The sequence below is a fragment of the Stenotrophomonas sp. STEN083 genome (assembly GCF_056759195.1).
In genome coordinates, this window is record NZ_JBRRCU010000046.1 from 1 (window position 1) to 25,614 (window position 25,614).

General features: G+C 61.6%; 22 protein-coding genes. 15 read left to right on the forward strand and 7 right to left on the reverse strand.

The features are described from left to right. Positions 1 to 166 precede the first annotated feature (166 nt). From ACVOK8_RS13460 to ACVOK8_RS13480, 5 genes are all read right to left on the reverse strand, one after another. Positions 167 to 706 carry a DUF411 domain-containing protein gene (locus tag ACVOK8_RS13460; protein ID WP_481567265.1) on the reverse strand — a complete coding sequence of 180 codons (540 nt, stop codon included), beginning with the start codon at positions 704 to 706 and terminating at the stop codon, positions 167 to 169. A 58-nt stretch (positions 707 to 764) separates the two neighbouring features. Then, positions 765 to 1,064: an EF-hand domain-containing protein gene (locus ACVOK8_RS13465; RefSeq protein ID WP_481567266.1), complete on the reverse strand. Its 300-nt coding sequence runs from the start codon at positions 1,062 to 1,064 to the stop codon at positions 765 to 767. Between the two features lie 61 nt (positions 1,065 to 1,125). Beyond that, on the reverse strand, positions 1,126 to 2,283 hold the full coding sequence (locus ACVOK8_RS13470; protein WP_481567267.1) for a copper resistance protein B: 1,158 nt from the start codon (positions 2,281 to 2,283) through the stop codon (positions 1,126 to 1,128). Then, a complete protein-coding gene (locus ACVOK8_RS13475; protein ID WP_481567268.1) occupies positions 2,280 to 4,082 on the reverse strand; it encodes a copper resistance system multicopper oxidase in 1,803 nt (600 codons plus the stop codon). Before ACVOK8_RS13475 ends, ACVOK8_RS13470 begins: the two co-directional genes overlap by 4 nt. A gap of 120 nt (positions 4,083 to 4,202) precedes the next feature. Beyond that, positions 4,203 to 4,574, reverse strand: coding sequence for a CopL family metal-binding regulatory protein (locus ACVOK8_RS13480; RefSeq protein ID WP_481567269.1), 372 nt, complete (start codon positions 4,572 to 4,574; stop codon positions 4,203 to 4,205). Between the two features lie 370 nt (positions 4,575 to 4,944). Between ACVOK8_RS13480 and ACVOK8_RS13485 the strand changes: the two genes are divergently transcribed. From ACVOK8_RS13485 to ACVOK8_RS13500, 4 genes are all read left to right on the forward strand, one after another. Further along, positions 4,945 to 6,066, forward strand: a complete 1,122-nt coding sequence (locus ACVOK8_RS13485) for a PLP-dependent cysteine synthase family protein (protein ID WP_481567270.1) — start codon at positions 4,945 to 4,947, stop codon at positions 6,064 to 6,066. 34 nt (positions 6,067 to 6,100) lie between these two features. After that, on the forward strand, positions 6,101 to 8,131 hold the full coding sequence (locus ACVOK8_RS13490) for a M3 family metallopeptidase (RefSeq protein ID WP_481567271.1): 2,031 nt from the start codon (positions 6,101 to 6,103) through the stop codon (positions 8,129 to 8,131). Then, a complete protein-coding gene (locus tag ACVOK8_RS13495; protein WP_481567272.1) occupies positions 8,131 to 8,793 on the forward strand; it encodes a histidine phosphatase family protein in 663 nt (220 codons plus the stop codon). The genes ACVOK8_RS13490 and ACVOK8_RS13495 overlap by 1 nt, the downstream gene beginning before the upstream one ends. A gap of 88 nt (positions 8,794 to 8,881) precedes the next feature. Further along, positions 8,882 to 9,259: an SH3 domain-containing protein gene (locus ACVOK8_RS13500; protein WP_282272960.1), complete on the forward strand. Its 378-nt coding sequence runs from the start codon at positions 8,882 to 8,884 to the stop codon at positions 9,257 to 9,259. A 201-nt stretch (positions 9,260 to 9,460) separates the two neighbouring features. On the opposite strand, the gene ACVOK8_RS13505 is transcribed toward ACVOK8_RS13500, so the two are convergent. After that, positions 9,461 to 10,060 carry a lipocalin family protein gene (locus ACVOK8_RS13505; RefSeq protein WP_481567291.1) on the reverse strand — a complete coding sequence of 200 codons (600 nt, stop codon included), beginning with the start codon at positions 10,058 to 10,060 and terminating at the stop codon, positions 9,461 to 9,463. A 136-nt stretch (positions 10,061 to 10,196) separates the two neighbouring features. Between ACVOK8_RS13505 and ACVOK8_RS13510 the strand changes: the two genes are divergently transcribed. Beyond that, a complete protein-coding gene (locus ACVOK8_RS13510) occupies positions 10,197 to 10,514 on the forward strand; it encodes a hypothetical protein (RefSeq protein ID WP_481567273.1) in 318 nt (105 codons plus the stop codon). A 68-nt stretch (positions 10,515 to 10,582) separates the two neighbouring features. Further along, entirely contained in the window at positions 10,583 to 12,682 is a 2,100-nt protein-coding gene (locus ACVOK8_RS13515; protein ID WP_481567274.1) for a prolyl oligopeptidase family serine peptidase, read from the forward strand. A 274-nt stretch (positions 12,683 to 12,956) separates the two neighbouring features. Here ACVOK8_RS13515 and ACVOK8_RS13520 read toward each other — a convergent pair whose 3' ends face one another. Then, a complete protein-coding gene (locus ACVOK8_RS13520) occupies positions 12,957 to 14,150 on the reverse strand; it encodes a pyridoxal phosphate-dependent aminotransferase (RefSeq protein WP_481567275.1) in 1,194 nt (397 codons plus the stop codon). 103 nt (positions 14,151 to 14,253) lie between these two features. On the opposite strand from ACVOK8_RS13520, the gene ACVOK8_RS13525 reads away from it, so the two are divergent. From ACVOK8_RS13525 to ACVOK8_RS13565, 9 genes are all read left to right on the forward strand, one after another. After that, entirely contained in the window at positions 14,254 to 16,362 is a 2,109-nt protein-coding gene (locus tag ACVOK8_RS13525; RefSeq protein WP_481567276.1) for a S9 family peptidase, read from the forward strand. Between the two features lie 18 nt (positions 16,363 to 16,380). Further along, complete coding sequence (locus ACVOK8_RS13530; protein ID WP_481567277.1) at positions 16,381 to 16,803, forward strand: YbaN family protein; 423 nt, start codon at positions 16,381 to 16,383, stop codon at positions 16,801 to 16,803. Positions 16,804 to 16,855: 52 nt separating this feature from the next. Further along, a complete protein-coding gene (gene lptM / locus ACVOK8_RS13535) occupies positions 16,856 to 17,089 on the forward strand; it encodes an LPS translocon maturation chaperone LptM (RefSeq protein WP_481567278.1) in 234 nt (77 codons plus the stop codon). Continuing rightward, a complete protein-coding gene (gene dapF, locus ACVOK8_RS13540; RefSeq protein WP_481567279.1) occupies positions 17,082 to 17,933 on the forward strand; it encodes a diaminopimelate epimerase in 852 nt (283 codons plus the stop codon). The genes lptM and dapF overlap by 8 nt, the downstream gene beginning before the upstream one ends. After that, the gene (locus ACVOK8_RS13545; protein ID WP_282269553.1) at positions 17,930 to 18,607 is read left to right on the forward strand and encodes a DUF484 family protein; all 678 of its coding nucleotides are present in this window, start codon (positions 17,930 to 17,932) and stop codon (positions 18,605 to 18,607) included. The genes dapF and ACVOK8_RS13545 overlap by 4 nt, the downstream gene beginning before the upstream one ends. Positions 18,608 to 18,623: 16 nt before the next feature. Further along, positions 18,624 to 19,502, forward strand: a complete 879-nt coding sequence (xerC, locus tag ACVOK8_RS13550) for a tyrosine recombinase XerC (RefSeq protein ID WP_481567280.1) — start codon at positions 18,624 to 18,626, stop codon at positions 19,500 to 19,502. A gap of 582 nt (positions 19,503 to 20,084) precedes the next feature. Further along, positions 20,085 to 21,509: a hypothetical protein gene (locus ACVOK8_RS13555; protein WP_481567281.1), complete on the forward strand. Its 1,425-nt coding sequence runs from the start codon at positions 20,085 to 20,087 to the stop codon at positions 21,507 to 21,509. A gap of 407 nt (positions 21,510 to 21,916) precedes the next feature. Continuing rightward, entirely contained in the window at positions 21,917 to 22,828 is a 912-nt protein-coding gene (locus ACVOK8_RS13560; protein WP_481567282.1) for a hypothetical protein, read from the forward strand. Next, positions 22,818 to 25,457, forward strand: coding sequence for a hypothetical protein (locus tag ACVOK8_RS13565; protein WP_481567283.1), 2,640 nt, complete (start codon positions 22,818 to 22,820; stop codon positions 25,455 to 25,457). Before ACVOK8_RS13560 ends, ACVOK8_RS13565 begins: the two co-directional genes overlap by 11 nt. The last annotated feature ends 157 nt before the right edge of the window (positions 25,458 to 25,614 follow it).

Below are 25,614 nucleotides of genomic sequence, written 5' to 3' on the forward strand. Positions count from 1 at the left end.
GGATGAGGGGTGCTTTTGACTTTGCTTAGCTAGAAGCTTTCCCTCACCCCAACCCCCGCTCCGCGCCCCGGCCCTTGCGCTGGCGCAAGGGCGTTCGACGGGCAGCGAACCAGTGGTTCGCAAGCTGCCCATCTCACCCCGCAAGCGGGAGAGGGGCTTAAGCAGATCACTCGTGCTTTGAGAACTCGCTCAACGAACCATCATTGCCCAGCAAGGCAACCGTAAACGCCTGACGATAGCCATCCGGTGATTCCATGCCCGGCGTACCAACCGGCATGCCCGGCAATACCAGCCCGCGCGCCTGCGGACGCTCGGCCAGCAGCTTCTTGATGTCTGCTACCGGTACATGGCCTTCCACCACATAGCCGTCGATCTCGGAGGTGTGGCAGGACATCATGCCGTCACCGATTCCCAAACGCTGCTTGACCGCCATCATGTCGCTGGTGTCATTGAGCTGCACCGGGAAGCCGGCGGCCTGCATATGCTCGGCCCAGCCACCACAGCAGCCACAGTTCGGGTCCTTGTGCACAACCACCAACGGCAAAGCCTTGGTAGCCGGTGCCACTTCAACAGCATTCGCAGGTGCCGCAGCAACCGCAGCGGCTGCGGTGGTAGCAGTCGACGGACTGGCATTGCAGGCGCTGATCAACAGAGTGCCGGCAGCCAGCAGCAACAGCGAAAACATCGGCTTTGAACGCATTTTCATGATCTTGATTCCTTGGACAGTTCGCCGCACAGACCACTGGCAAGTGCGGCGGAGGGCGTCACAGCATTGACAGGCCGCGCTCGAATTCCTTGGCGTCGAGCTTGCCATCTCGGTTGCCATCGCTCATGCCGAAGTGCGGCAGCAGCGGGTGACCGCTGGGCAGTTCCTCGCGGCTGATGAAGCCATCCTTGTTGGCATCAAAACGCTTGAACGTCGCCGCAGAATCAGCCTGCGCTGCCTTTGCAGCAGGCTTGGCCGCCGGTGCGTGATGCTCATGGCCAGCATGCTGGGCCTGCGCGATGGAAATGGAGGCAAGGGTGACCGCGCCGATCAGTGCGGCTTGAATAAAGAACTTCATCGAAAGCATTCCTTGTAAGGAGAGTGGGGATGGCGCCGGCATACGACGCCATCACTACGAATCAGAACCAGAAGCGCACGCCGGCAACCCAGCGCGATTCACTCACGCCTTCGCCAGCATCACGGTGCATATCAGCGGTATTGCCGAACGCGCGTTCGTGCACAAAGCCCACATATGGCGCGAACTTGCGGGTGAACTCGTAGCGCAGGCGCAGGCCTGCCTCCACGCTGCTCAGGCCCTTGCCGACACCGCGGCGCGGATCGTCATCGGCGACGATGCTGGCTTCCACCACTGGCTGCAGGATCAGCCGGTTGGTCAGCAGCACGTCGTACTCGACCTCGAAGGCCAATTCGGCTTTGCGCGGTCCGCCGATGTAAGCCATCGCCGAGACTTCGAACTTGTACGGCGACATGCCCTGCAGGCCGAACGCGGCGCGGGTCAGGTCCGGTGATTCGCGGCCGTTGTCATGCCGCACACCGGCGACCACGTCCCACCACGGCGAGATCGAATGCCCGTACAACGCATCCACCGACCAATCGCCGAGCGCGTTCTCGCTGCGCTCGCCTTCGCTGCGGATCCAAAGACGGTTGATGTCATTGCCGAACCAGGAGTCGATGCCCCAGGCCTGGCCGCTGCCGTGGGCGTTGTCCCAGGCTTCCAGGTGATCGAACACCACCAGGCTGTGGAACGACGGTGCGTGTTCCATCGCATGCGGCTTCAACACCGGGAAGGCATCGTCGAAGTCCTGCTTGGTCGGCGTCGGGATCGGTTCGCGCGGGGTGTCGCTGGTACTGCTGCCCTGCATGTTGTGGCCGGCATGCGGATCGGCCGGCTTGGCATGGCCAGCGTGCGGGTCAGCGACCTTGCCGTGGCTGGAATGATCTTCGGCCTTGGGCATGGCATGACCGGCATGCGGGTCGGTTGGCATTGCGTGCCCCGCGTGCGGGTCTGCCGCCGCGCCGTGGCTGGAGTGATCCCCGGCCTTGGGCATGGCATGGCCTGCATGTGGATCTGCGGCCTTGGCCTTGCTGCCATGACCACGGTGCGCGGCATGCGGATCGGCCGGCTTTGCCTTGGGCATGTTGTGCCCGGCATGCGGATCAACTGCCGGCTTTGCTTCAGCGGCGTGCCCGGCGTGGCCCGCATGCGGGTCCTGCGCGAAGGCGTTGCCGCTGGCGGCCAGGGCGATGAACAACAGCGAGTGAGAGAAAGTCTTCATGCGTCGATCCTCACTTCGCGCATCATGCCCGCTTCCATGTGGTACAGCAGATGGCAGTGGAAGGCCCAGCGGCCCAAGGCATCTGCACGCACGCGGTAGCTGCGGCGTGTACCTGGCGGCATGTCGATGGTGTGCTTGCGCAGCTGGAACTCGCCGTTGGCGTTCTCCAGGTCACTCCATACGCCGTGCAGATGGATCGGGTGCTGCATCATCGTGTCGTTGACCAGCACGATGCGCATGCGCTCACCGTAGTTCAACTTGATGGGCTCGGCGCCTGCGAACGGAATGCCGTCGAAGTTCCAGGCGAACTTTTCCATGTGGCCGGTGAGATGTAGTTCGATCTCGCGGCCGGGCTCGCGCCCATCCGGATCCTCGAACAGCGAACGCATCGCGCCATAGGTCAGCACCTTGCGGCCGTTGTCGCGCAGGCCGATGCCGGGGTCGTCGAGCTTGGGCTCGGTGGCCGCAGTCTGCATGTCGATCAGCGGATTGCCGGCTTCGCTGGGCTTGTGCTTGGGCGACTTGTCGCTGCCGCCATGGGCACCGTGGCCCATCGCCGCACCGCAGCCGCCTTCCATGCCCTTGGCACCCATATTGGCGCCGCAACCACCTTCCATACCGGCATGATTGCCATGGCTGCCCATGTCGTGGCCCATATCACTCATGGTCAGCAGCGGGCGCGGATCGATCTGCGGGATTGGTGCCTGCAGGCCTTGGCGCGTTGCCAGCGTGCCACAGGCATAACCAGTGCGGCCCATGTCCTGCGCAAACAGGGTGAAAGCATCCTGGCCGGTCGGCTCGACGATCACGTCGAAGGTCTCGGCCGGGGCAATGCGGAACTCGTCGATGCTGACCGGATGGATGTACTGGCCATCGGCGGCGACCACGGTCATTTTCAGGCCCGGGATGCGCACATCGAAGTAGGTCATGGAGGCACCGTTGATGAAGCGCAGCAGCACCTTTTCGCCACTGCGGAACAAGCCGGTCCAGTTGCCGGCCGGGGCGGTGCCGTTCATCAGGTAGGTGTAGGTGTGGGCGTTGATGTCGGACAGGTCGGATGGCGTCATCCGCATCCGGCCCCACATGCCACGGTCGCTCAGCGTCTCGCGAAGGCCATCCTTGCGTGCGTCGCGCATGAAGTCACCGACCGTGCGCTGGTAGGTGTTGTCATGCATCGGCATCTTCTTCATGCGCCGGAACAGCGCATCCGGATCGATGTCGGTCCAGTCCGAGAGCATGACCACGTGTTCGCGGTCGAAGTGGTACGGCGGTGGCGCCAGCGGGTCGACGATCAGCGCGCCATACAGGCCGGCCTGCTCTTGGAACAGCGAATGGCTGTGGTACCAGTAGGTACCGGACTGCTTGAGCTGGAACCGGTACTGATAGGCCTCGCCTGGTGCGATGCCGTTGAAGCTAAGGCCCGGCACGCCGTCCATGTTGGCCGGCAGCAGGATGCCGTGCCAGTGGATGGAGGTGATCTCGTTGGTGAGCGTGTTGGCCACGCGCAGGTTGACCGTGTCGCCCTCACGCAGGCGCAGGATCGGTGCCGGCAACGAGCCATTGACGGTGATGGCGGGGCGGGTGCGGCCGGTGAAATTGACTGCCGAGCGGCCAATCGCAAGGCTCAGCTCGGTGCCGCGCAGCTCAACCGGCGGCACCGCCATGGCGCTGCCGGCGGCGAAGGCCTGCGGAATGCGCGCCAGGCCGGCACCGGCGACGACGCCGCCAATGGCCAGGCCCTGCACGAAGCGACGTCGCGACAGTACCGAGCGCGAATCGGAAAGGAAATCAGAAGACATGTGGAACTCCCGGTCACACAGCCGCATCACGATGCGTTGCTGCATGTCCTGAACAGATCAAGGGTGCGCCAGGGCGTTCGCCAAGGCACAAGTATCTGCGGACGCCAGAAGGCGCGGGAATCAGCCGATGGGAGGGCGGTTGAGCTGGCCCGGGGCCACGTCGTCGCGAGAGGGGAGTGCTGGCATTGACGCCAATGCATGGCGCATCGGCGCAAGCCGCGTCATCGAGACGCTGGGCAGCATGTTGCAATGCTGTTTGCAGTCGCAACTGTCACCGCTGGCACAGGGCGAGGGCGCCTTGTCGGCGTCGCCGGCATCACACTGCAGATTGGCTTCCTGCTCGTGGCAGCAGTCGTGGGTGCTGTCACCGGCTTCCATTGCCATCGTCATCGCCTGCATCGGCATGGCCATCGCCGTCGCAGACCACACCGAACCGACCGCACCAGCGATCAGGGTCAGGCACAGCAGCAGGGGCAGCAGGATGCGCGGCACGGGCTTTGCGGTTGGAAGCGAGGCTGAACCATAACATTCCTGAGTACGGGCTGGGCTGAATGATTGGTGAGAGCGCCGGGTTCTCTCACCCAAGCTGGAGTCAGGGCTGTGCGCTGGTGCCTCACCAGGAAAACTTCAGGTCGTCATTCCCGCGAAGGCGGGAATCGCTCTGGCTCTTTGCTTGATTGTGAAGGAAGGGCAAAAGCCGAAGCCGAGGCCAAGGCAGGAGCGATCCCCGCCTTCGCGGGGATGACGGCAGAAGCGCAGGGGCAAAGCCCGCAGCCCACAGCCAAGCCAAGGCCCCAGCCTCCGCCCCCACAACCCAACCAAGTAGAATCCACCCCAAGCATTCACCAACAAGTGGCGATCCATGTCCCAGCGTGATTGGGTGGCGGCGGCCATCCACAAGATTGAAGCCGACTACAACCGTTCGGCCGATACCCATCTGATTCCCGTCGATCTGCCGGGCTTCCCCGGTATCGATGTCTATCTGAAGGATGAATCCAGCCACCCGACCGGCAGCCTCAAGCATCGCTTGGCGCGCTCGCTGTTCCTGTACGCGCTGGCCAATGGCTGGCTGCGTGAGGGCCGCCCGGTGATCGAGGCCTCCAGTGGCTCCACCGCTGTGTCCGAAGCCTACTTCGCGCGTCTGCTGGGAGTGCCTTTCATCGCGGTGATACCGGCAAGCACGTCGCCGGAGAAAATCGCTGCCATCGAATTCCATGGCGGCCGCTGCCATCTGGTGCAGCGCGCCTGCGACCTGAACTGCGAATCCGAGCGGCTGGCACGCGAAACCGGCGGCCACTTCATGGACCAGTTCACCTATGCCGAGCGCGCCACCGACTGGCGTGCCAACAACAATATCGCCGAGTCCATCTTCAAACAAATGGCCGAGGAGCCGCATCCGGTGCCGGAATGGATTGTCTGCAGCCCCGGCACCGGCGGCACCGCCGCCACGCTGGGCCGCTACGTCAGCTATCGCCGCCACGACACCCGCATCCTTTGCGCGGACCCGGAGGTATCGATCTTTTACGACGGCTACTGTGCTGCGCTGGAAGGCCGCGACTGGCGTGACATGACCTGCGAAGGCGGCTCACGCGTGGAAGGCATCGGCCGTCCGCGCGTGGAGCGCAGTTTCATCCCGACCTGCGTCGATGCGATGGTGAAGGTGAGTGATGCGCTGAGCCTGGCTGCTATGCGCCATGTCAGCGCCACCCTCGGACGCCGTGTCGGCGGCTCCACCGGCACCAACTTCATCGGCGTGCTGTACGCCGCCCAGCAGATGCGTGCTGCCGGCCGAGATGGCTCCATCGTCAGCATCCTCTGCGATGCCGGCGAACGTTACGCGCATAGCTATTACAACCCGGATTGGTACAGCCAGCAGGGCATCGACGTGGTCGGCGCCGACGCGGTGGTGGCCACGGCCGTGGCCGGGCAGGGCATGCCGGCCCTGCCTTGTGCCTGGCTGGAAGCGTCGCCATATCAGGTCTGATACCGGCGCAGCCGGAACTGTTTGAAGGAATGCTGTGAACACCGCCAATCCCCTGCTCGATTTCTCCGGCCTGCCGCGTTTTGACGCGATCCGTGCTGAACACGTCACCCCGGCCGTCGATACGCTGCTGGCCGAGGCCGAAGCAGCGGTGAAGGCTGCTGAAACCGTGGCACCGGTGAGCTGGGAGAACTTCGTGGTGCCGCTGGACGACGCTACCGAGCGCTTGTATCGCGCCTGGGGCCAGGTTTCGCACCTGCAGGCGGTGGTCAACACGCCGGAGCTGCGTGAGGTCTACAACGCCAATCTTCCCAAGCTCAGCCGCTTCGGCAGCTCGGTCGCGCAGAACCCGGCGCTGTACGCACAGTACAAGCTGTTGGCCGCTGCGCCGGAAGCTGCAAGCTTCGACGAAGCACAGCGCAAGGCACTGGAAAATGCACTGCGCGACTTCCGCCTCGGCGGTGCCGAGCTCGACGACGCTGGCAAGGCGCGCTTCGCCGAGTTGCAGGAAGAACTGTCCGGCCTGCAGGCCAAGTTCTCGCAGAACGTGTTGGATGCCGGTGATGCATTCGCCCTGTACGTGGATGTGGCTGATGACCTGCTGGGCCTGCCCGATGACGTGATCGCCAGCGCCCGCGCCGCCGCACAGAAGGATGGCCGCGAAGGCTACAAGCTGACCCTGCAGATGCCGTGCTATCTGCCGGTGCAGACCTATGCCGACAACCGCGCGCTGCGCGAGCAGCTGTATCGCGCGCATGCGATGCGTGCATCGGAGTTCGGCGATGCGGCGCTGGACAACACCGGTAACATCGATCGCATTCTCGCCGTGCGCAATGAACTTGCTGCACTGCTGGGTTTCGACAACTACGCCGAGTATTCCATCGCCACCAAGATGGCCAGCGACGCACCGCAGGTGTTGAGCTTCCTGCGGGATCTGGCTGCACGCGCAAAACCCTATGCTCAGCGTGACCGCGCTGAGCTGGAAGCCTTTGCCCGCGACGAGCTGGGCATGGAAGAACTGCAGGCATGGGATCTTGCCTATGTGGCCGAGAAGCTCAAGCAGGCGCGGTACAGCTATTCCGAGCAGGAAGTGAAGCAGTACTTCACCGAGCCCAAGGTGCTGGCCGGTCTTTTCGGCGTGATCGAGCGCCTGTACGGCCTCAAGGTGGAACAGGACAGCGCCCCGGTCTGGCACGAGGACGTGCGTTTCTACCGGTTGGTAAATGCCGATGGCGCGCTGGTCGGCCAGTTCTACATGGACCTGTACGCACGCGAAGGCAAGCGCGGTGGTGCGTGGATGGACGACTGTCGCAACCGCCGCGTCACCGCCGCTGGCGTGCAGACACCGCTGGTGTATCTGGTGTGCAATTTCGGCCGCGGCAATGACGGCAAGCCTGCGACCTTCAGCCACGATGAAGTCACCACCGTCTTCCACGAAATGGGCCACGGCCTGCATCAGTTGCTGACCCGTATTGGTGAGCTGGCGGTGGCAGGCATCAATGGCGTGGAATGGGATGCGGTGGAGCTTCCCAGCCAGTTCATGGAGAACTTCTGCTGGGAATGGGAGCAGGTGGAGGCGATGACCGCGCATGTCGATACCGGCGTTCCGTTGCCGCGCGAGCTGTTCGACAAGATGCTGGCGGCGAAGAACTTCCAGAGCGGCATGTTCACCGTGCGCCAGTTGGAATTCGGCCTGTTCGACATGCTGCTGCATAGCCAGTACCAGCCCGAGCAGGAAAGCGTGCTGCAGTTGCTGGAACGCGTGCGCGGCGAAGTGGCGGTGAACATCCCGCCGGCCTGGAACCGCTTCGCCAACCAGTTCAGCCATATCTTTGCTGGCGGCTATGCCGCCGGTTATTACAGCTACAAATGGGCCGAGGTGCTCAGTGCCGATGCCTATGCCGCGTTCGAGGAAGCACCGGGCGCCTTGGCCGAGACCGGCGCACGCTTCCGCGATGAAGTGTTGTCACGCGGCGGCAGCCGCAGTGCGGCCGAGAATTTCCGCGCCTTCCGTGGTCGTGAGCCGCAGATTGACGCCCTACTGCGACATAGCGGCATGACGGCCTGATGCAGACGGCGTCCGACCCGGCTGGAGCGCGGACGCTGTACTTCGTGCGGCATGGACAGAGCATGGCCAACGCGGGTGCGTTCGCCATGGCTGATCGGGAGATCCCGCTCAGTACATTGGGGCGGCAGCAGGTACAGGATCTTCTGGCGCGCTGGCCATTGCGACCAGCGCGGCTGTACTGCTCGCAGATGCTGCGCGCCCGGCAGACGGCGGAGTACTTCGCCGATGCCCACGGACTTGCTGCGCAGGAGATCGCCGAGCTGGATGAGTTCAGTTATCTGGCGCTTGCCACGGTCGAGGGCAAGGCGCCCAGTGACGTGGCGGTATTGGCAGGCAATTACTGGCAGCGCGGCGATCCTGCCCATCGCGATGGCGATATCGCCGACAGTTTCGATGATTTCGCGGCTCGGGTTGAGGCCTTCCTGGCCCGCCTGCATGACTTCGAAGACGGCAGCGTATTCGTTGGCCATGGTATCTGGATCGGTCTGCTGGCCTGGCGCCTGCAAGGGCGGACGGTGAATGGAGCTGCGGACATGCAGGCGTTCCGTGCCTTCCAGACAGCGATGCGTGTACCAAATGCCGGCGTGTACGGCTTGGAAATTGCCGGAGGCGGAGGCGGAGGCGTTGCACGGCTTGCGGCGATGAATGTCGGCGCTGCCTGAACGTGGTGAGGTCGAAACGGCGTGGGTTCAAGCTTGGCGTGTCACCATAGGCCCTTCATCTGGCCGCATCCGTCCCGCCGCATTCGCCATGCACAGGTTGTTCAAATCCACCGACGGCAAGCCCCGCCTGTATCTGCGTATCGCTGCGGCTGCGGCGATCATCGGCGTGGTGCTGTGGTTCCAGCCGCAGATCAATGAACCCGCCGCCCAGGTCAGCAACGGCTTGAACCTGCGCAGCGCGCCCGATCAGCGAGCAGAGCGCCTGGCGGTATTGCCGGTGGGCACCACGGTGGAAGTGCAGCGCTGCCTCGACGACCTGCAATGGTGCAACGTGCGTGCGGACGGCAAGAGTGGCTGGGTAGCGGCGGATTACCTGGTCGCTCGCAGCGACGGCAAGAAGGTGAAATTGGCCGAGGCCGGCAAGCAGCTTGGTGTGGTCATCGAGACCGCCAAGCCAGGTGGCTGACGACGCACCTATAGAGCCGAGCCATGCTCGGCTGGAGGCGTTCCCGGTAAAGCCTCTGCCGAGCATGGCTCGGCACTACGCGTTGCTCCCTCCCTTGCGCCGAAGGCGGAGGGGAGGGCTGGGGGAGCTCTTCGCAGGCTGCAGCAGCCTCAGCTTCGCGGCTTACGCCGCTCCTACAACAGCAGAAGCAGGCCCAGCCGGTTACTTCTTGTTCGGCACTTCAAAACCCAGTTTGTCCACCTGCTGCGGATGCTGCGGCACGCGCTTGAGCTTGTCGGTGTTGACGTCGTACTTGTCGCGCAGGCGGAGGGCCAGCTGGCGGTAGGTGGCGTTGTCCATGTCCGGTTCGCGGGCGAAGATCCATGCCATCTCGCGGCCTGGGTAGCCGATCAGCGCCCACGAATAATCCGGGGCAACCTCAAGAATGCGCGAACGAGTGGGTACTACACGGTAGAACCAGGTGCGCCAGCGACGGTTGCCACTGTCTTCGTCGACCTTGGCGCGGATTTCAATCTCATCTTCCGGCTCGGCAAAGCCATCGCGGAACTGATATTTGATCGAAACCTTGTTGTCGTCGCGCAAGGTATAGGTGTTGACGCTGGCCACATGGCCGCGCTCGATGAAGTTGGGCACCCGGCCGATCACATACCAGCGGCCCATGAAGCGCTGCAGGTCGATCGGGCCCTCGGCGATTCCCTCCACCGTCGTCGTCGTCGGCGCAGCCTCCTGTGCAAGAGCCGGGCTCAGCGGCAGGGCGAGACTCAACAGCATGGCGGACACAAAGAGGGGAATCGGTCGCATTACGGGTAAGGCACCTATGAAGGTCAGGGCTGCATGTTCGACGGGCAGCGATGCGTCCGTCAATGGCAGGTCGCAGTCTATGAGATGGCGGCCGCCGAGGATGCACTCCAACACAGCCATGTTGCCGGAGAACGTCATGACCAAGTCGCTCGTATCGTCATCCCGTCGTAACGCGCAGGACGCGCCCGACCCGCAGGTGCTGCGCTGCGTCAGACAGGCCGCCCTGGCGGGTCTGGCACTGGTGCTGGTGTGGCCGGCGGCGCGCGGCCACAGCGACTGGATCGGCTGGTTGCCGTTGTGGCTGCTGGGTATGCCGCTGAGCGCCTGGTGGGCCTTGTACCGCTTTCGCCTACCCGCAGCATGGCGGAATCGCCACGCCAAGCCGCGCAAACGCGGCCCGCAGGCCACCCGTGGCCGTCGCCCGGCCCGGCGCCGCCTGCCACAGGCGGCCTGACCTTCGACACGTGGGGGCAGGCAGGGGGCTGTGGTAGCGTTCGCGGCTTATGACTGCATGGAGCCAACATGTCTCGACTCACTTCTGCCTGCCTTGTGGCGGGTCTGCTTTCTTCCGGCTTGGCCGGGGCCGCCATGGCCGCTGACGATTCCCAGGACAAGTACGCCTGGCTGGAAGACGTCACCGGCGACAAACAGCTGGGCTGGGTGAAGGAGCAGAACGCCAAGTCCGAGGGCCGCCTGGCCGTGACCCCGCAGTTCAAGGCGATGGAAGCGGGCATCCGTGAGGTGCTGGATTCGGATGCCAAGATCCCGGGTGTTCAGAAGATCGGCGATTACTACTACAACTTCTGGAAGGACAAGCAGCATGAGCGCGGCATCTGGCGCCGCACCACGCTGGTCGAGTACCGCAAGGCCGAGCCGCTGTGGGAAACCGTGCTGGATCTGGACGCGCTGAACAAGGCTGAGGGCGAAAACTGGGTTTGGCATGGCGCCAATTGCCTGCGCCCGGAATACACCCGCTGCCTGATCGCGCTGTCGCGCGGCGGCGCTGACGCCGATGTCACCCGCGAGTTCGACATCTCCAAGAAGGATTGGATCAAGGACGGCTTCTTCCGTGCCGAGGCCAAGGGCGGCCTGGGCTGGATCGACCAGGACAACGTGTTCGTCTACACCGACTTCGGTCCGGGCTCGATGACCACCTCCGGCTACCCGCGCGTGGTCAAGCGCTGGCAGCGCGGCACCCCGATCACCGCCGCAACCACGGTGTACGAGGGCAAGCCGGAAGACATGTACATCTCGGCGATGCACGACGATACGCCGGGCTTCGAGCGTAATTTCGTCAGCCGCACCGTTGCCTTCTACAACAACGAACTGTTCCTGATCGGCGCCGATGGCAAGCTGACCAAGGTTGATGCCCCGAACTCGGCCGAAAAGGGCGTGCGCCGTGAGTGGCTGACCCTTGAGCTGCGTGAGCCGTGGACCGTGGGTGGCAAGACCTATACCGCCGGTTCGCTGCTGGCGACCAAGTTTGATGACTTCATAGCCGGCAAGCGCGAGTTCGACGTGCTGTTCGCGCCGACCGACACCACCTCGCTGGCCGGCACCACCTGGACCAAGTCGCACGTGGTGTTGAACGTGCTGGACGACGTCAAGAACCGCCTGCAGGTGCTGACCCACGGCAAGGACGGCTGGGTAAGCAGCGATTTCACCGGTGCACCGGCCTTCGGCACCATTGGTGTAGGCGCGGTGGACGCGGACGAAAGCGATGCGGTGTGGATGACCGTCACCGACTACCTGACCCCGACCACGCTGGCCCTGGCCGAAATCGGCAAGCAGCCGGAAGTGCTGAAGACCATGCCGGCGTTTTTCGATGCCAGCGACAAGGTGATCGAGCAGCACTTCGCCACCAGCAAGGACGGCACCCGCGTGCCGTACTTCGTGGTGCACGACAAGGCGATGAAGCTGGACGGTTCCAACCCGACCCTGCTGTACGGCTACGGTGGCTTTGAAATCTCGCTGACCCCGGGCTATTCCGGTGGCATGGGTCGTGCCTGGTTGGACAAGGGCGGCGTGTACGTCGTGGCCAACATCCGCGGTGGTGGCGAGTACGGCCCGCGCTGGCACCAGGCCGCGTTGAAGCAGAACCGCCACAAGGCTTATGAGGACATGGCGGCAGTGGCGCAGGATCTGGTCACCCGCAAGATCACCTCGGCCAAGCACCTGGGCGTGCAGGGCGGCAGCAATGGCGGTCTGCTGACCGGCAATATGCTGACCCAGTACCCGGAGCTGTTCGGTGCGGTGGTCATCCAGGTTCCGCTGCTGGACATGAAGCGCTACAGCCACCTGCTGGCCGGTGCCTCGTGGATGGCCGAGTACGGCAACCCGGATACGGCGGATTGGGAGTTCATCAAGACCTTCTCCCCGTACCACCTGTTCGATCCGGCCAAGAGCTACCCGCCGGTGCTGTTCACTACATCGACCCGTGATGACCGCGTCCACCCGGGCCACGCCCGCAAGATGGCGGCCAAGATGATCGACGCAGGCAAGGACGTGACCTACTACGAGAACATCGAGGGTGGTCATGGTGGCGCGGCGAACAATGCGCAGGCCGCGCATATGTCGGCACTGGCGTACAGCTTCCTGTGGGAACAGCTGAGCAAGAAGTGATTGGTTTGAAATGATGAAAAAACAAACGCCACCGAAAGGTGGCGTTTGTGTTTGAGCCCCTCTCCCGCAAGCGGGAGAGGGGTTGGGGTGAGGGCAGAGCGGAGTGTTGATGGTGAACCGAGGCAATTGCTTTCAAAGCTAAAAAGCTAAAAAGCTAAAAAGCTAAAAAGCGTCCCCCCATCCGCCCTCCGGGCACCTTCCCCCGCAAGCGGGAGAAGGGAATAGCTCAGAGCAACAGCCAAAGCCAAAGCCAAAGCCAAAGCCAAGGTTCCTCTTATTCCTGGGCTCTGCGCCCCCAACTCTCCAACCCCCGCCCAATCCGCTCCACCGCTTCCTGCAAACGCCCAACATCCTGCGTATAGGCAATCCGCACATGCTGGTTCGCCCGGTAGTTCCCAAAATCCAGGCCAGGCGTAAACGCCACATGCTCTGTCTCCAGGAAGTGCGCACAAAACGCCTGCGCATCATCGGTAAACGCACTCACGTCGCAGTACAGGTAGAACGCACCCTGCGGCTCAACATCAATCCGGAACCCCAGCGCCCGCAACGCCGGCAACAGATAATTCCGCCGCTGCCGGAACTGCTCACGACGCTGCTCGAAGATCGCAATCGTCTCCGGCTCGAAACACGCCAGTGCCGCATGCTGCGCCATCGACGGCGCGCTGATGTACAGGTTCTGCGCAAGCTTCTCCAGCTCCGGCACCGCTCGCGGCGGCGCCACCAGCCAGCCAAGGCGCCAGCCAGTCATGCCGAAGTACTTGGAGAAGCTGTTCAACACGAACGCCTCGTCATCTACTTCCAACACGCTGGGCGCATCAAAGCCATAGGTCAGCCCGTGGTAGATCTCATCCACCACCAGGTGCCCGCCGCGCTCCTTCAGCGCCGAAGACAAACCAGCCAACTGCCCAGCATCCAAAGTGGTGCCTGTCGGATTGGCAGGCGAAGCCACCAACGCCCCAACACTGCCAGCATTCCAGTTGGCCGCAATCGACTCCGGGGTCAGCTGATAGCCACTTTCCGGCCCCACCGGCACCAGCTGCGCCGCACCTTCTACCAACCGCAGGAAATGCCGGTTGCAGGGATAGCCGGGGTCGGCCAGCAGCCAGTGCTTGTCCGGGTCCACCAGCAGGCTGGAGGCCAGCAGCAGTGCGCCTGAGCCACCCGGGGTGACCAGAATCCGCTCGGGGTCGATATCCAGCCCGTAGCGCTGGCCGTAGAAGCCAGCAATGGCCTGGCGCAGGGCTGGCAGGCCGCGCGCTGCGGTATAGCGGGTATGGCCAGCTGCCAGCGCGGCCTGGCCGGCACGTACTACCGGCTCGGCGGTGGTGAAATCGGGCTCGCCGATCTCCAGGTGGATCACGTCATGGCCTTGCTGCTCCAGCGCGTTGGCGCGGGCCAGCAGCGACATGACATGGAAGGGCGCGATCTCCTGACTGCGGCGGCTGTATGGGGCGTGTGGGGTGTTCATCGCTGCATGATAGGCGCCGTTGATGGCAGCGGGGCAAGCGCCGGGCATGGCACACTGTGGCCTGCTGCACTGGATGCACCACCGTTGTTCCGGAGCGAACCTGATGAAACCCCTTCTTTGCCTGTTGGTTGCAAGCCTGATGATCAATACCGCCGCCGCGTCCCAGCCCACCCCGCCTGATGTTGAGAAGCGTCCGCATACGGTGACCGCACCGTTCGGTGCGCAGCGCGAGGATGCGTATTACTGGCTGCGCGACGACGAGCGCAAGGAACCGGCGATGCTGGCCTACCTCAACGCCGAGAACGCCTATACAGATGCCCTGATGGCGCCACTCAAGCCACTGCAGGACAAGCTGTACGCCGAGATCGTCGGCCGCATCAAGCAGGACGACGCCAGCGTGCCCTACCGCGAGCGCGGCTACTGGTATTACACCCGCTACGAGACCGGCAAGGATTACCCCATCCACGCGCGTCGCAAGGGCGACATGCAGGCTCCGGAAGAAGTGCTGCTGGATCTCAATGTGCTGGCCGAAGGCAAGGGTTACTTCGGCATAGACGACATGGACATCAGCCGTGACAACCAGCTGCTGGCCTTCGCTGAAGACGCTGTCGGCCGCCGCCAGTACACCATCCGCTTCAAGGACCTGGCCACCGGCAAGATGCTGGACGACGTGATCGAAGGCGTGTCGGCCAATGTGATCTGGGCCGACGACAACCGCACCCTGTTCTACGTCGAGAACGACCCGGAAACCCTGCTCACCGTGCGCGTCAAGAAGCACGTGCTCGGCACCCCGGCCAGCGCCGATGTACTGGTCTACGAGGAGAAGGACGACAGCTTCTACATGGGCATCGGTCGCACCCGCGACGACCGTTTCATCACCATCGGCGTGGACAGCACCGTGTCCTCCGAGCTGCGTTACACCTCTGCCGCCAACCCGGGCGAGTTCACCGTGCTGGCCAAGCGCGAGCGCGACGTGGAATACGACGCTGACCACTACAACGGCCAGTGGGTGATCCGCACCAACGCCGACGGCGCCACCAACTTCAAGCTGGTCACCGCTCCGGAAGGTGCCACTGACCGCAAGCAGTGGAAGGATTGGGTCAAGCACGATCCGCAGGTGCTGATCGAAGGCTTCGAGCTGTTCGACGGCTATACCGCCATCGCCGAGCGTGCCGAAGCGCTGGAACGCGTACGCCTGCTGTTCGCCGATGGCCGCAGCGAGTTCGTCAAGGCCGATGAGCCGGCCTACTCGATGGGTCTGTCGGTCAACGCTGAACCGGAAACCGAATGGCTGCGTTACAGCTACACCTCGCTGACCACCCCGGCCACCACCTACGAACTCAACGTCAAGACCGGCGAGCGCCGCCTGCTCAAGCAGCAGCCGGTGATCGGCTATGACCCGAGCAAGTATGAAACCGAGCGCGTCTGGGTGACCGCCCGCGATGGCGCGCGCATCCCGGTGTCGCTGGTCTACAAGAAGGGCTTCAAGAAGGACGGCACTGCCGCCCTGTACCAGTACGCCTACGGCAGCTACGGCATGTCGATGGACCCCAACTTCAACCAGAGCGTGGTCAGCCTGCTGGATCGTGGCGTGGTCTACGCCATCGCCCACATCCGTGGCGGCCAGGAAATGGGCCGCAGCTGGTACGACGACGGCAAGCTGCTGCACAAGCAGAACACCTTCAACGACTTCGTCGACGTCACCCGCGCGCTGGTCGCACAGGGCTATGCCGCCAAGGACCGCGTCGCGGCCTCGGGCGGCAGCGCCGGTGGCCTGCTGATGGGCGCGGTGGCCAACCAGGCCCCGGGCGATTACCGGGTGATGGTTGCGCAGGTGCCGTTCGTCGACGTGGTCACCACCATGCTCGATGCCAGCATCCCGCTGACCACCAACGAGTACGACGAGTGGGGCAATCCGGAGCAGAAGCAGTACTACGACTACATGCTCAAGTACTCGCCGTACGACAACGTCACCGCGCAGGCCTATCCGTCGCTGTTCGTCGGCACCGGCCTGTGGGATTCGCAGGTGCAGTACTGGGAGCCGGCCAAGTGGGTGGCCAAGCTGCGTGACGTCAACACCGGCAGCCAGCCCATCGTGTTCCGCACCAACATGGAAGCCGGCCACGGCGGCAAGTCCGGCCGCTTCCAGCGTTACAAGGAACAGGCCGAGTCCTTCGCCTTCGTGCTGGGGCAGTTGGGCCTGGCTGACTGACGCAGCCGGGTCGTAGCGATGCCTGATACGCCGCCGCCACGCGATCCTCCCGGTCCACGCACGCGCCCACCGCGCCTGCGCTGGGCGTGGTGGCTGCTGGCCTATGTGAGCCTGGGTGTGGGCATCGTCGGTATCTTCGTGCCGGGGCTGCCCACCACCGTCTTCGTGCTGATTTCGGCCTGGGCGGCCTCGCATGGCTCCGAGCGGCTGCACCGCTGGCTGCTGGACCACCCGCGCTTCGGTCCGGCCATCCGCGACTGGCAGGCGCACGGCGCGGTCAGCCGCAAAGGCAAGTGGATGGCCAGCCTGACCATGCTGGCCTGTGCCCTGATCACCCTGTGGTGCGTGCCGCTGGCCTGGGTGAAATGGACCTCGATCAGCATCATGGCCTGTGTCTGCCTGTGGCTGTGGCTGCGCCCCTTGCCCCCCGGCGAACACTGAACGGGGCGAGATCGCGGTTCGGACTTCATGGTCCAGTGGCTATACTCCGGGGATGAACAAGACGTCCCGTTTCCTGATTCTCATCCCGGCGGCCCTCCTGCTGCTGGGTCTCAGTGCCTGTGGCAACAAGGGCCCCCTGGTGATGCCGCAGAAGCCGGTACCGATCGAGGAACAGGAAGTCACCCCGGCGGACCAGCCCGCCACTGAAAAGACCGATCCGGCCGCTGACAAGAAGGCCGACGAGGCCATTGAAGACGGAACCGGTGGTGCTGGCGTAAATGGGTAAGTCAGCAACAGGGCACATGCGTTTCAGCAAGATGCATGGCGCCGGCAATGATTTCGTGGTGTTGGACCTGCGTGACGGCAGCGCGCCGCCGGATGCGGCGCAGGCAGCGCTGCTCGCTGATCGCCACCGCGGCGTCGGCTGCGACCAGATCCTGACCATCGAGGCCCCGCGCAGCGAAGGCGCGGTCGCGTCCTACCGCATCTGGAACTCCGACGGCTCCAGCTCGCAGCAATGCGGCAACGGCGCGCGCTGCGTGGCTGCCTGGCTGGTACGCGACGGCGCGGCGCAGGGCGACGATTTCATCATCGACAGTCCCACCCGCACCCATGCCGTGCAGCGCCTGGCCAATGGCGAATATGCCGTGGCCATGGGCAAGCCCGAGTTCGAGCCGTCGCAGATTCCGCTGCTCGGCTTCCCGCGTGCACGCGAGGAATACATGACCTCGCTGCAGGGCGAGAACGTGCGTTTCGGCGCCGTGTCGATGGGCAACCCGCATGCCGTGCTGGAAGTCGGCTCGGTCGACGCCGCACCGGTGGAACGGGTAGGGCCCTTGCTGCAGCAGAACCCGTTCTTCCCGGAATCGGTGAATGTCGGTTTCGCCCAGGTAATGGATGCCGGCCACGCGCGCCTGCGCGTCTACGAACGCGGCGTTGGCGAGACCCTGGCCTGCGGCAGCGGCGCCTGCGCGGCGGCGGTGGTGCTGATGCAACGCGGCCGCCTGCAGCGTGACGCCTTGATCTCCTTGCCCGGTGGCGACCTGCGTATCCAATGGCCGGCAGACGATGCCGAGATCGTGATGTCCGGCCCGGCAGCATTCGTATTCGACGGAGAGTGGATGGGATGAACGACACAGTCGAGAAAATCGGTGCCCATGAAGTCGCGGCCTGGCTGCGGCGTCATCCGACCTTCCTCAAGCAGTTCCCCGATCTGGCGCTGACCATGGTGGTGCCGCGCGACGACGGCCCCACCGCCTCGCTCGCCAGCTACCAGCTGGAAGTGCTGCGCGACAAGAACCGCGAGCTGTCGCGGCGCTTGGCCGACCTCGGCGCCAACGCACAGATCAACGAACGCCTGGCCGTGCGTACCCACCAGCTGACCCTGGCGCTGATGCGCCAGACCAGCGCCGCCGACACCCTGCGTGCGATGGCCGCCTCGCTGGAAGAAGATTTTGCCGGCGACCTGGTGCGCATCGTCTCCTTCGACGACGTGCCGGAACTGGCCGAAGCACCGTGGCTGCAGGTTATCGCCAAGGACGACGCCAAGCTGGCACCGTTCCACGACTGCCTGCAGGACGGCGAGCCCATCTGCGGCCGCCTGCAGCAGGAAAAGAACGACGTGCTGTACGGCGAGCGGGTCAACGAAGTGTCGTCCACCGCATTGTTGCCGCTGCCGGGCGTTGGCCTGATCGCGGTAGGCAGCTACGACCCCAACCGCTTCTATCCCGGCATGGGCACGCTGTTCCTGCGCATGATGGGCGAATCGCTGGTGACGGGCCTGCAGCGCTTCCGCAGCGCCTGAGTGGAGTGACGCGGCGATGAGCGCCGTCCAGGCATTCCTGTCCTATCTGCAGGTCGAGCGCCGCATGTCGGCGCATACGCTGGACGCCTACCAGCGTGACCTCGCCGCGCTCACGCAATGGTGCGCAGCGCACGATGTCGCTGATCCGCAAACCCTGCAAGGCGACCAGCTGCGCGAGTTCGTCGCCAGCGAGCACCGTCGCGGCCTGTCGGCCAAAAGCCTGCAACGCCGCCTGTCGGCCTGCCGCAGCTTCTACGCCTGGCTGCTGAAGAACAACGTCATCGACAACAGCCCCGCCGCCGGCCTGCGCGCGCCCAAGGCACCCCGCAAACTGCCGCAGGTGCTGGACGCCGACGAAGCCGTGCAGCTGGTCGAACTGCCCACCGATGCACCGCTGGGCCTGCGCGACCGCGCGCTGCTGGAACTGTTCTATTCCTCAGGCCTGCGGCTAAGCGAGCTCTGCGCCATGCGCTGGCGCGACCTTGATACCGCAAGCGGCATCGTGCTGGTGCACGGCAAAGGCAACCGCGAACGCACCGTACCGGTAGGCTCGCATGCAATGAGCGCGTTGCAGGAATGGCGCAAGGAAAGCGCTGGCACGGCAGATAAACCGGTATTCCCAGGCCGTAACGGTGGACCGATCAGCCAACGCGCCGTACAGATCCGCATCAAGCAACTGGCGCAACGCCAGGGGCTGTTCAAGAACGTGCACCCGCACATGCTGCGGCACAGTTTCGCCAGCCATATTCTGGAATCCTCAGGCGACCTGCGTGGCGTGCAGGAACTGCTGGGGCATGCGGATATTGCGACCACGCAGATCTATACGCACCTGGATTTCCAGCATCTGGCCAAGGTTTATGATGCTGCGCATCCTAGGGCGAAGCGTAAGAGTTAATTTTTTGCTCTTTTTGGGGGGCTGCTTCCGACCCCGGGCGGCCATTGTTGCGGCCCGCCGGACCTACCACTGGGTCCGGTTATACGCTCGCTTGTTAGCCGGACCCCGCCGCCCTAAGATCGAGCTGCATCAATGGGGAAGCCAGCCATAGGGTGGTTTGTGGATAAGTCGTATAACCGGACCCACGGGTCCGTCTATTAGGTAGCTAGGCCGCTATCAGGATTTTTCGCACGATGGAAAGGACACAGGCAGACGCAATCGCAGAAGCTATTCTGGCACCGGATCTAGACCGCCAAGAAGAGACTCGGCAGAAGCGAGCAATTGACGCCGCGTATCTTTCGCTTAAGCGCAAGGTAGCTTGGCTTGCTCTCGTTGGCTCGGCCATCGGCGCTGCCTCGGCGGAACGAGCTTTTCGGTCGGAGTGATTAGGGGAGGGCTTGCCAGCTCCGCTTTAGGCTTGCTTCTCACACACCGGGCTGCGGCCTAACAGTTCATTCAAGCCGAACTCGCTTAGCGAGCCGGCTTAATTCCAGAGTTAGGCCTCACAGCCAGGCTCTGATTCGTTCTGTAACAGGAGATTTCATGTCCGACCTCGTCCCCAAGTCATCGATGGAACTCGTCGATCCGCAAGCTCAGATCATCTTGGATTTCCTGAAGGAGATCGGGCTTCCCCATGACAACATCATTGCTACACGGGACGAACGGGCGATCATCGGCCAGAATCTTCCTCGCTATATCCAGTCACTCCCTGCGGACGTGAAACACGGGGCTAGGTACCTGTCGAAATTCGTAGTCGGTGCCGGCATAGGTCTTTTCGACTACTCCCTAAATGCGATATGGAACGAGGTGGTGCTAGACCTCCATAAGAAGGTCATAGGCTACGGATTGGAGATTTTCTACGACGCCGCAATCGGTGGGAAGGCTCGCGAGTTCTACCAATCAGAGTCTGACCTACGATCAGTCAAGGACGCCGTGCTTTTGGACACGTGCCGCAAGCTTGAGCTTATTAGCGACACTACCCACAAGAAGCTGAAGCACATCCTCGATATGAGGAACGACATCGGCATTTCGCACCCGACGAACTACACGATCAATGCTTTTGAGCTACTTGGCTGGTTGCAAACGTGCATTCAAGACGTCCTTAATGACCGTCCGACCGAAGCTGCACTTCAGGTCCAAGCATTCATACAAAACCTAAAGAATTACACCCAGCCTCTGGATCAGGCAAATGTCGCAACGATTTCAACAAAAATCGGCGCCCTACCCTCTCACCATTGCGGCAACGTACTCCGCACGATGTTCGGAATTTACGTATTGCCTGACACCGACCCGCAAGTTAGAAAAAATATCTCGCTTCTGGCGGTCCCAGTATGGAACGCGAGCACAGACGATACAAAATACCGACTTGGCCTCACGCTCGAGGGATACAACACGAACCTGTATCGCGAGAAGCATCAGCTAGGAGAGCAATTTCTCCAGTCTGTTGGCGGAAATGCATTTCGCTCCAATTCTGAACGAGCGATCATTGTTGATGGCCTCCTCGATCAGTTGTTAGAAAAGCACCAAGGTTGGGATAATTTCCATCACGAGGCGCCAATTGCCGACAGCATCTCTTCGTACATAGGCGGTCAGCAGGACATACTTCCCAATTTCGCTGCAAAGTTCGTCAAGACCATTCTGATGTGCAGAATTGGCAGAGGCATTAGCTACTGCAGAGGTGTCTCTCCGCGCGGCCTCGCGTATTACGACCGCATGATCGCGCTGCTTGGCGACCAATTTACGCCGCTCGCACTTGCAACTCTGACGCACTACGAGCTTCAGGCGAAGCTAGAGAGTACAATTGGGCGCGAGCAGGCCTGCCTGGCCTTGACGGTTTTAAGAGCCGGAGTTGTGAATCTGCGACTAGTGGAATGCATCGACTTTCTCTTGGCCAACCTACCCAATAGCGGCAAAGTCGTTTTTGATTCCCGCTTTAAGTCGCTATCTGCTAGCTACATCTCGTGGTGAGGCCTAACAAGTCGTCCAAGCCGATGCCGCTTCGCGGTCCGGCTTAACTCAGAGCGTTGAACGTCCGCTTCTGGCCGCAGGGCGTCAAGCGGCCCTAAACGGACATAGACTTGTTCGGGATGAACGGGGTGATCCACCAAGGAAGCCCGTGGGTGATTGAGATCGCCGACGGGCAAGGCGGACATGAGCTAAACTAGAGATGATTACTGCAGGTTAGGGGGCCTGACTATGATCCGACCACCGCCTTGGGTGATGAACAAACCGTTCCCAGAGGGACGGATCCGATATGTATTAGTGCAGGCCGCCGAGGCCGCCGCCCTCGCTGCTATACGCTACACCCTACTGCCGCGCCTGATTTCCGGCCAACTGCGAGTGAGGGGTGTCGTACGAATTGCTGAGCAGACAGTATGAGCAAGAAGAAGCTTAGCAATCCGTTTTCGACTGGCGGCGGAGGCGTCCTGTTTGAGGCTCATGTGCAAGCCGCGTTCGTCACCTTGATGATAACTGGCGGCTATGCGCCATGCTTTCCATCTAAGCCAATTGTAGAAATAAAACTCCAAGGCAAAGTTGATGGGTACGCGACCGATGACCTGATCGTCACAACGGAGGACGCATCCAGCAAAGTGACGCGAAAAATGCTTGGGCAGGTTAAGCACTCCATAGCGTTTACTAAAGGCGACAAGTTGCTGGGGGAAGTTCTGCAAGCGGCGTGGGATGACTACAACAACACCGCCGTGTTCACCCAAGGCAAAGATACGATCGCATTGATTACGGGGCCTCTCAGTGGCGTGGACCAAAACAACGTGCCTTGGATCCTCGAACACGCCAGGGCAACCGCCAGTGCCGAAGAGTTCTATCGGCACGTCAAGCAGGCAAACTTTAGCCCTGCCAAGTGCGAAGAGAAGTTGGACGCCATCAGACATCACCTTGATGCCGCAAACAATGGAGAGTCATTGTCTGATGAGGATGCTTTTCAGTTCTTGCGGCATTTCCACCTGCTCGGGTACGACTTGGACATCGAGAGCAGCGTGACGAAGTCCTTGCTTCATTCGCACATCGCCCAATACCAGAAGGAACTCCCTGTTGTGGCATGGCTGCGTGTAGTTGAGTTTGTTCAGAAGATGAACAAGCACGCGGCAAGCATAGCCAAGAGCAGCATTCCTGAAGACTTGCTGGAGATGTTCAAAGAGAGGGTCCCGATTGAATTTCCGAAGGAGCTATCAGCGAAAACGCCGCAGTCAATCACCGACTGGACCAGCCATCCCGATGCGAGCTATATAGCGATGGCTCTGCTGATAGGGGCATGGAATGAAAAATAGCGACACCCAGGAAATTTCCAGCCTTCTTGGGGTCAGCTATGAATCATGGCTCCCAAAGGCAAAGGAAGTACTTCAAAGACCGGATAGCCCTCTTTCGGTCAAGGATGGAGTGTGGAAGGTCTCACGTCGAGCCGAGCTACTGCAGCTTTTGGGGTCGCGGATTCTGGACCAGAACCTTGATGCTTTCCGAGCTACTGCTGTCAAGGTGTTGAAAGAACGTGATCCCGCATTTGAGCTTGCGACAGGTGAACGCTACGCAGCGAGCATTTATGGAAAGGTGCAATCCTATTCGCCGGCCTTCCGTAAAGGGTTAGCCGAAGGGCTGGCTCTAATCAGCAATAATCCCGACACGTTCCCCAATGCTTCGCACGGAAAGGCGGAGACAGTTGGCATTGTGGCTGTCAGGGAAATCTTCGCCGATGCAGACTGGGTTATTTGGGGGAGCCTGAATAACCTGCTGCCGACTCTGGCTGAGGTAGCCCCTAAAGAATTCCTCGACGCGGTCGACGCGGCGCTTCAACTCGAACCATGCCCATTTGATGAGCTGTTTGCCCAAGAAGGGAATGGCATGAGGGGGGGGAACTACTTAACTGGGTTGCTCTGGGCACTGGAGGGATTGGCTTGGGACCCTGACTTGCTTGTCAGGGTTTCAGTGCTGCTTGCCGAACTGGCAAGCCATGATCCCGGCGGCAACTGGGCTAACCGCCCGTCGAATTCGCTTGTCACCATCTTGCTGCCTTGGTTACCTCAGACTCTGGGCTCCATCGAGAAGCGCAAGGTTGCAGTTCAAACCGTGCTTGCTGAGCAGCCTAAAGTTGGCTGGAGTCTATTGCTTCAACTCTTGCCTGGCCACCACCAGGTGTCTTCCGGATCGCACAAGCCCGAGTGGCGAAAGTCTATTCCCAAAAATTTGGAGAAGGGTGTTTCGCACAAGGAGTATTGGGACCAAGTAATCGCATATTCTGAACTTGCGGTCCGAACAGCAGGCAACGAGCCGGGAAAGCTGGCCCAGTTGGTCTCTCGGCTCGATGATCTCGTACGCCCGTCTTTCGACGAGCTGCTCAACAGGCTCAAGTCAAATGACATTGTTGGATTGCCAGAAGGTCAGCGCAGGGAAATATGGGACGCACTCGTCAGCTTTGCCAGCAAACACCGGAAATTTGCAGATGCTGAATGGGCTCTGCCTGGTGACGCGGTTGAGCAAATCGAGGAGGTGGCCAAGACGCTCGCGCCAAAGGACCCCTTCGATCTGCACCAGTACCTTTTCAGCGAGAGGGACTTTGATCTCTACGAAGAGACGGGAAATTGGCAGGAGCAGTTCAGAAAACTTGAGGCGAAGAGAGAGGCTGCTATCCAAGAGATCTTGGATGCCGGGGGCGTCTCCGAAGTTCTCCGGTTTGCCGAAGCTGCTCGATCCCCGACACATGTGGGGCTTGCGTTGGGCGGCATCGACAATGATTCAACCGATCAACATCTCTTGCCCGATTTTCTGGATCATTCGACTGGGAAGTTGAAGGATTTTGTCGGTGCATATATTCGGCGGCGTTACAGCGTCATGGGCTGGGAGTGGTGCGACGGCGTCGTCGGATCCGATTGGACCTTGAATCAGAAGGTTGGGTTCTTATGCCAACTGCCGTTCTCCAAAGACACTTGGGACCGCGTAACCAGCTGGCTAGGATCTGATGAGGGCTTATATTGGTCGGCGGTATGGGCAAATCCATACCAATCGGACGAGGAACTTTCGTTTGCTATTGCCAAACTAATCGAGTTTGAGCGCCCTCATCCCGCAATCGAATGCCTCTATAGAGCACTTCATGACAAGCAACCCATCATCGTCGAGCAGGTTGTCCAAGCATTGCTTTTGGCCGTTTCTTCCACTGGCCAGGCAAATTCGATGGACACCCACCATGTCGAGGAACTGATCAAATTCTTGCAGTCAGAACCATCGGCTTCTAAAGACGATCTCTTTCGCATCGAATGGGCCTATCTTCCGCTGCTGGGTTCTCTTGGCCAGGGAAAGCCCAAGCTTCTCGAGCGCAAGCTGGCGACCGAACCAGAGTTCTTCTGTGAGATCATCAGGCTGATCTATCGATCCCAAAAAGATGATGCGCCGTCTGTCGAACACACCGAGGACGTGAAAGCCATCGCTACGAATGCTTGGCGACTTCTGCATGACTGGAAAACTCCCCCTGGAACTCAGATCGATGGTGCTTTCTCAGGGCCGTGCTTCTCCAAGTGGCTGGAGACAACCAAAGTTATTTGCGCAGAGTCGGGACATTTGGATGTCGCTTTGATCCAAGTGGGCGAGGTATTGATACACGCTCCCTCTGACGCTAATGGACTGTGGATAGACACTGCCGTCGCCTCAGCACTTAATGGCCGAGATAACGAACTCTTGAGAAGAGGGTTTAGCACGGCGGTCTACAACTCTCGCGGAGTTCATTGGGTGGATCCTACCGGGAAGCCCGAGAAAGAGCTTGCTCAGGAGTATCGACGCAAGGCTGAGGACGTTGAAAATGCAGGCTTTCAGCGATTCGCAGTATCACTCAGGGAAGTTGCAGCGGATTATGATCGGGAGGCCGAGCGAGTTATTGCAGATCATCGGAGTCGTTCAGTCGAGGCAGGTTGAACGGGTTTCTATTTCGACATGGTAAAGACCCTTTGGCTCGTTATCGCTTTTGCAAGATTGATGTCCGCCCGATCTGATGCCGAAGGCAGCTGATCACATCGATGGCTTCGACTGTTGCTTTGACGTCGGCTGCTGGCCGCAGGGCGTCATCCGACCC

Excerpts from the sequence above, each read along its gene's own strand:
- ACVOK8_RS13460 (WP_481567265.1), bottom strand. The coding sequence starts at position 706 with ATGAAAATGCGTTCAAAGCCGATGTTTTCGCTGTTGCTGCTGGCTGCC.
- ACVOK8_RS13465 (WP_481567266.1), bottom strand. The coding sequence starts at position 1,064 with ATGAAGTTCTTTATTCAAGCCGCACTGATCGGCGCGGTCACCCTTGCC.
- ACVOK8_RS13470 (WP_481567267.1), bottom strand. The coding sequence starts at position 2,283 with ATGAAGACTTTCTCTCACTCGCTGTTGTTCATCGCCCTGGCCGCCAGC.
- ACVOK8_RS13475 (WP_481567268.1), bottom strand. The coding sequence starts at position 4,082 with ATGTCTTCTGATTTCCTTTCCGATTCGCGCTCGGTACTGTCGCGACGT.
- ACVOK8_RS13485 (WP_481567270.1), top strand. The coding sequence starts at position 4,945 with ATGTCCCAGCGTGATTGGGTGGCGGCGGCCATCCACAAGATTGAAGCC.
- ACVOK8_RS13495 (WP_481567272.1), top strand. The coding sequence starts at position 8,131 with ATGCAGACGGCGTCCGACCCGGCTGGAGCGCGGACGCTGTACTTCGTG.
- ACVOK8_RS13500 (WP_282272960.1), top strand. The coding sequence starts at position 8,882 with ATGCACAGGTTGTTCAAATCCACCGACGGCAAGCCCCGCCTGTATCTG.
- ACVOK8_RS13505 (WP_481567291.1), bottom strand. The coding sequence starts at position 10,060 with ATGCGACCGATTCCCCTCTTTGTGTCCGCCATGCTGTTGAGTCTCGCC.
- ACVOK8_RS13510 (WP_481567273.1), top strand. The coding sequence starts at position 10,197 with ATGACCAAGTCGCTCGTATCGTCATCCCGTCGTAACGCGCAGGACGCG.
- ACVOK8_RS13515 (WP_481567274.1), top strand. The coding sequence starts at position 10,583 with ATGTCTCGACTCACTTCTGCCTGCCTTGTGGCGGGTCTGCTTTCTTCC.
- ACVOK8_RS13520 (WP_481567275.1), bottom strand. The coding sequence starts at position 14,150 with ATGAACACCCCACACGCCCCATACAGCCGCCGCAGTCAGGAGATCGCG.
- ACVOK8_RS13525 (WP_481567276.1), top strand. The coding sequence starts at position 14,254 with ATGAAACCCCTTCTTTGCCTGTTGGTTGCAAGCCTGATGATCAATACC.
- ACVOK8_RS13530 (WP_481567277.1), top strand. The coding sequence starts at position 16,381 with ATGCCTGATACGCCGCCGCCACGCGATCCTCCCGGTCCACGCACGCGC.
- lptM (WP_481567278.1), top strand. The coding sequence starts at position 16,856 with ATGAACAAGACGTCCCGTTTCCTGATTCTCATCCCGGCGGCCCTCCTG.
- dapF (WP_481567279.1), top strand. The coding sequence starts at position 17,082 with ATGGGTAAGTCAGCAACAGGGCACATGCGTTTCAGCAAGATGCATGGC.
- ACVOK8_RS13545 (WP_282269553.1), top strand. The coding sequence starts at position 17,930 with ATGAACGACACAGTCGAGAAAATCGGTGCCCATGAAGTCGCGGCCTGG.
- xerC (WP_481567280.1), top strand. The coding sequence starts at position 18,624 with ATGAGCGCCGTCCAGGCATTCCTGTCCTATCTGCAGGTCGAGCGCCGC.
- ACVOK8_RS13555 (WP_481567281.1), top strand. The coding sequence starts at position 20,085 with ATGTCCGACCTCGTCCCCAAGTCATCGATGGAACTCGTCGATCCGCAA.
- ACVOK8_RS13560 (WP_481567282.1), top strand. The coding sequence starts at position 21,917 with ATGAGCAAGAAGAAGCTTAGCAATCCGTTTTCGACTGGCGGCGGAGGC.
- ACVOK8_RS13565 (WP_481567283.1), top strand. The coding sequence starts at position 22,818 with ATGAAAAATAGCGACACCCAGGAAATTTCCAGCCTTCTTGGGGTCAGC.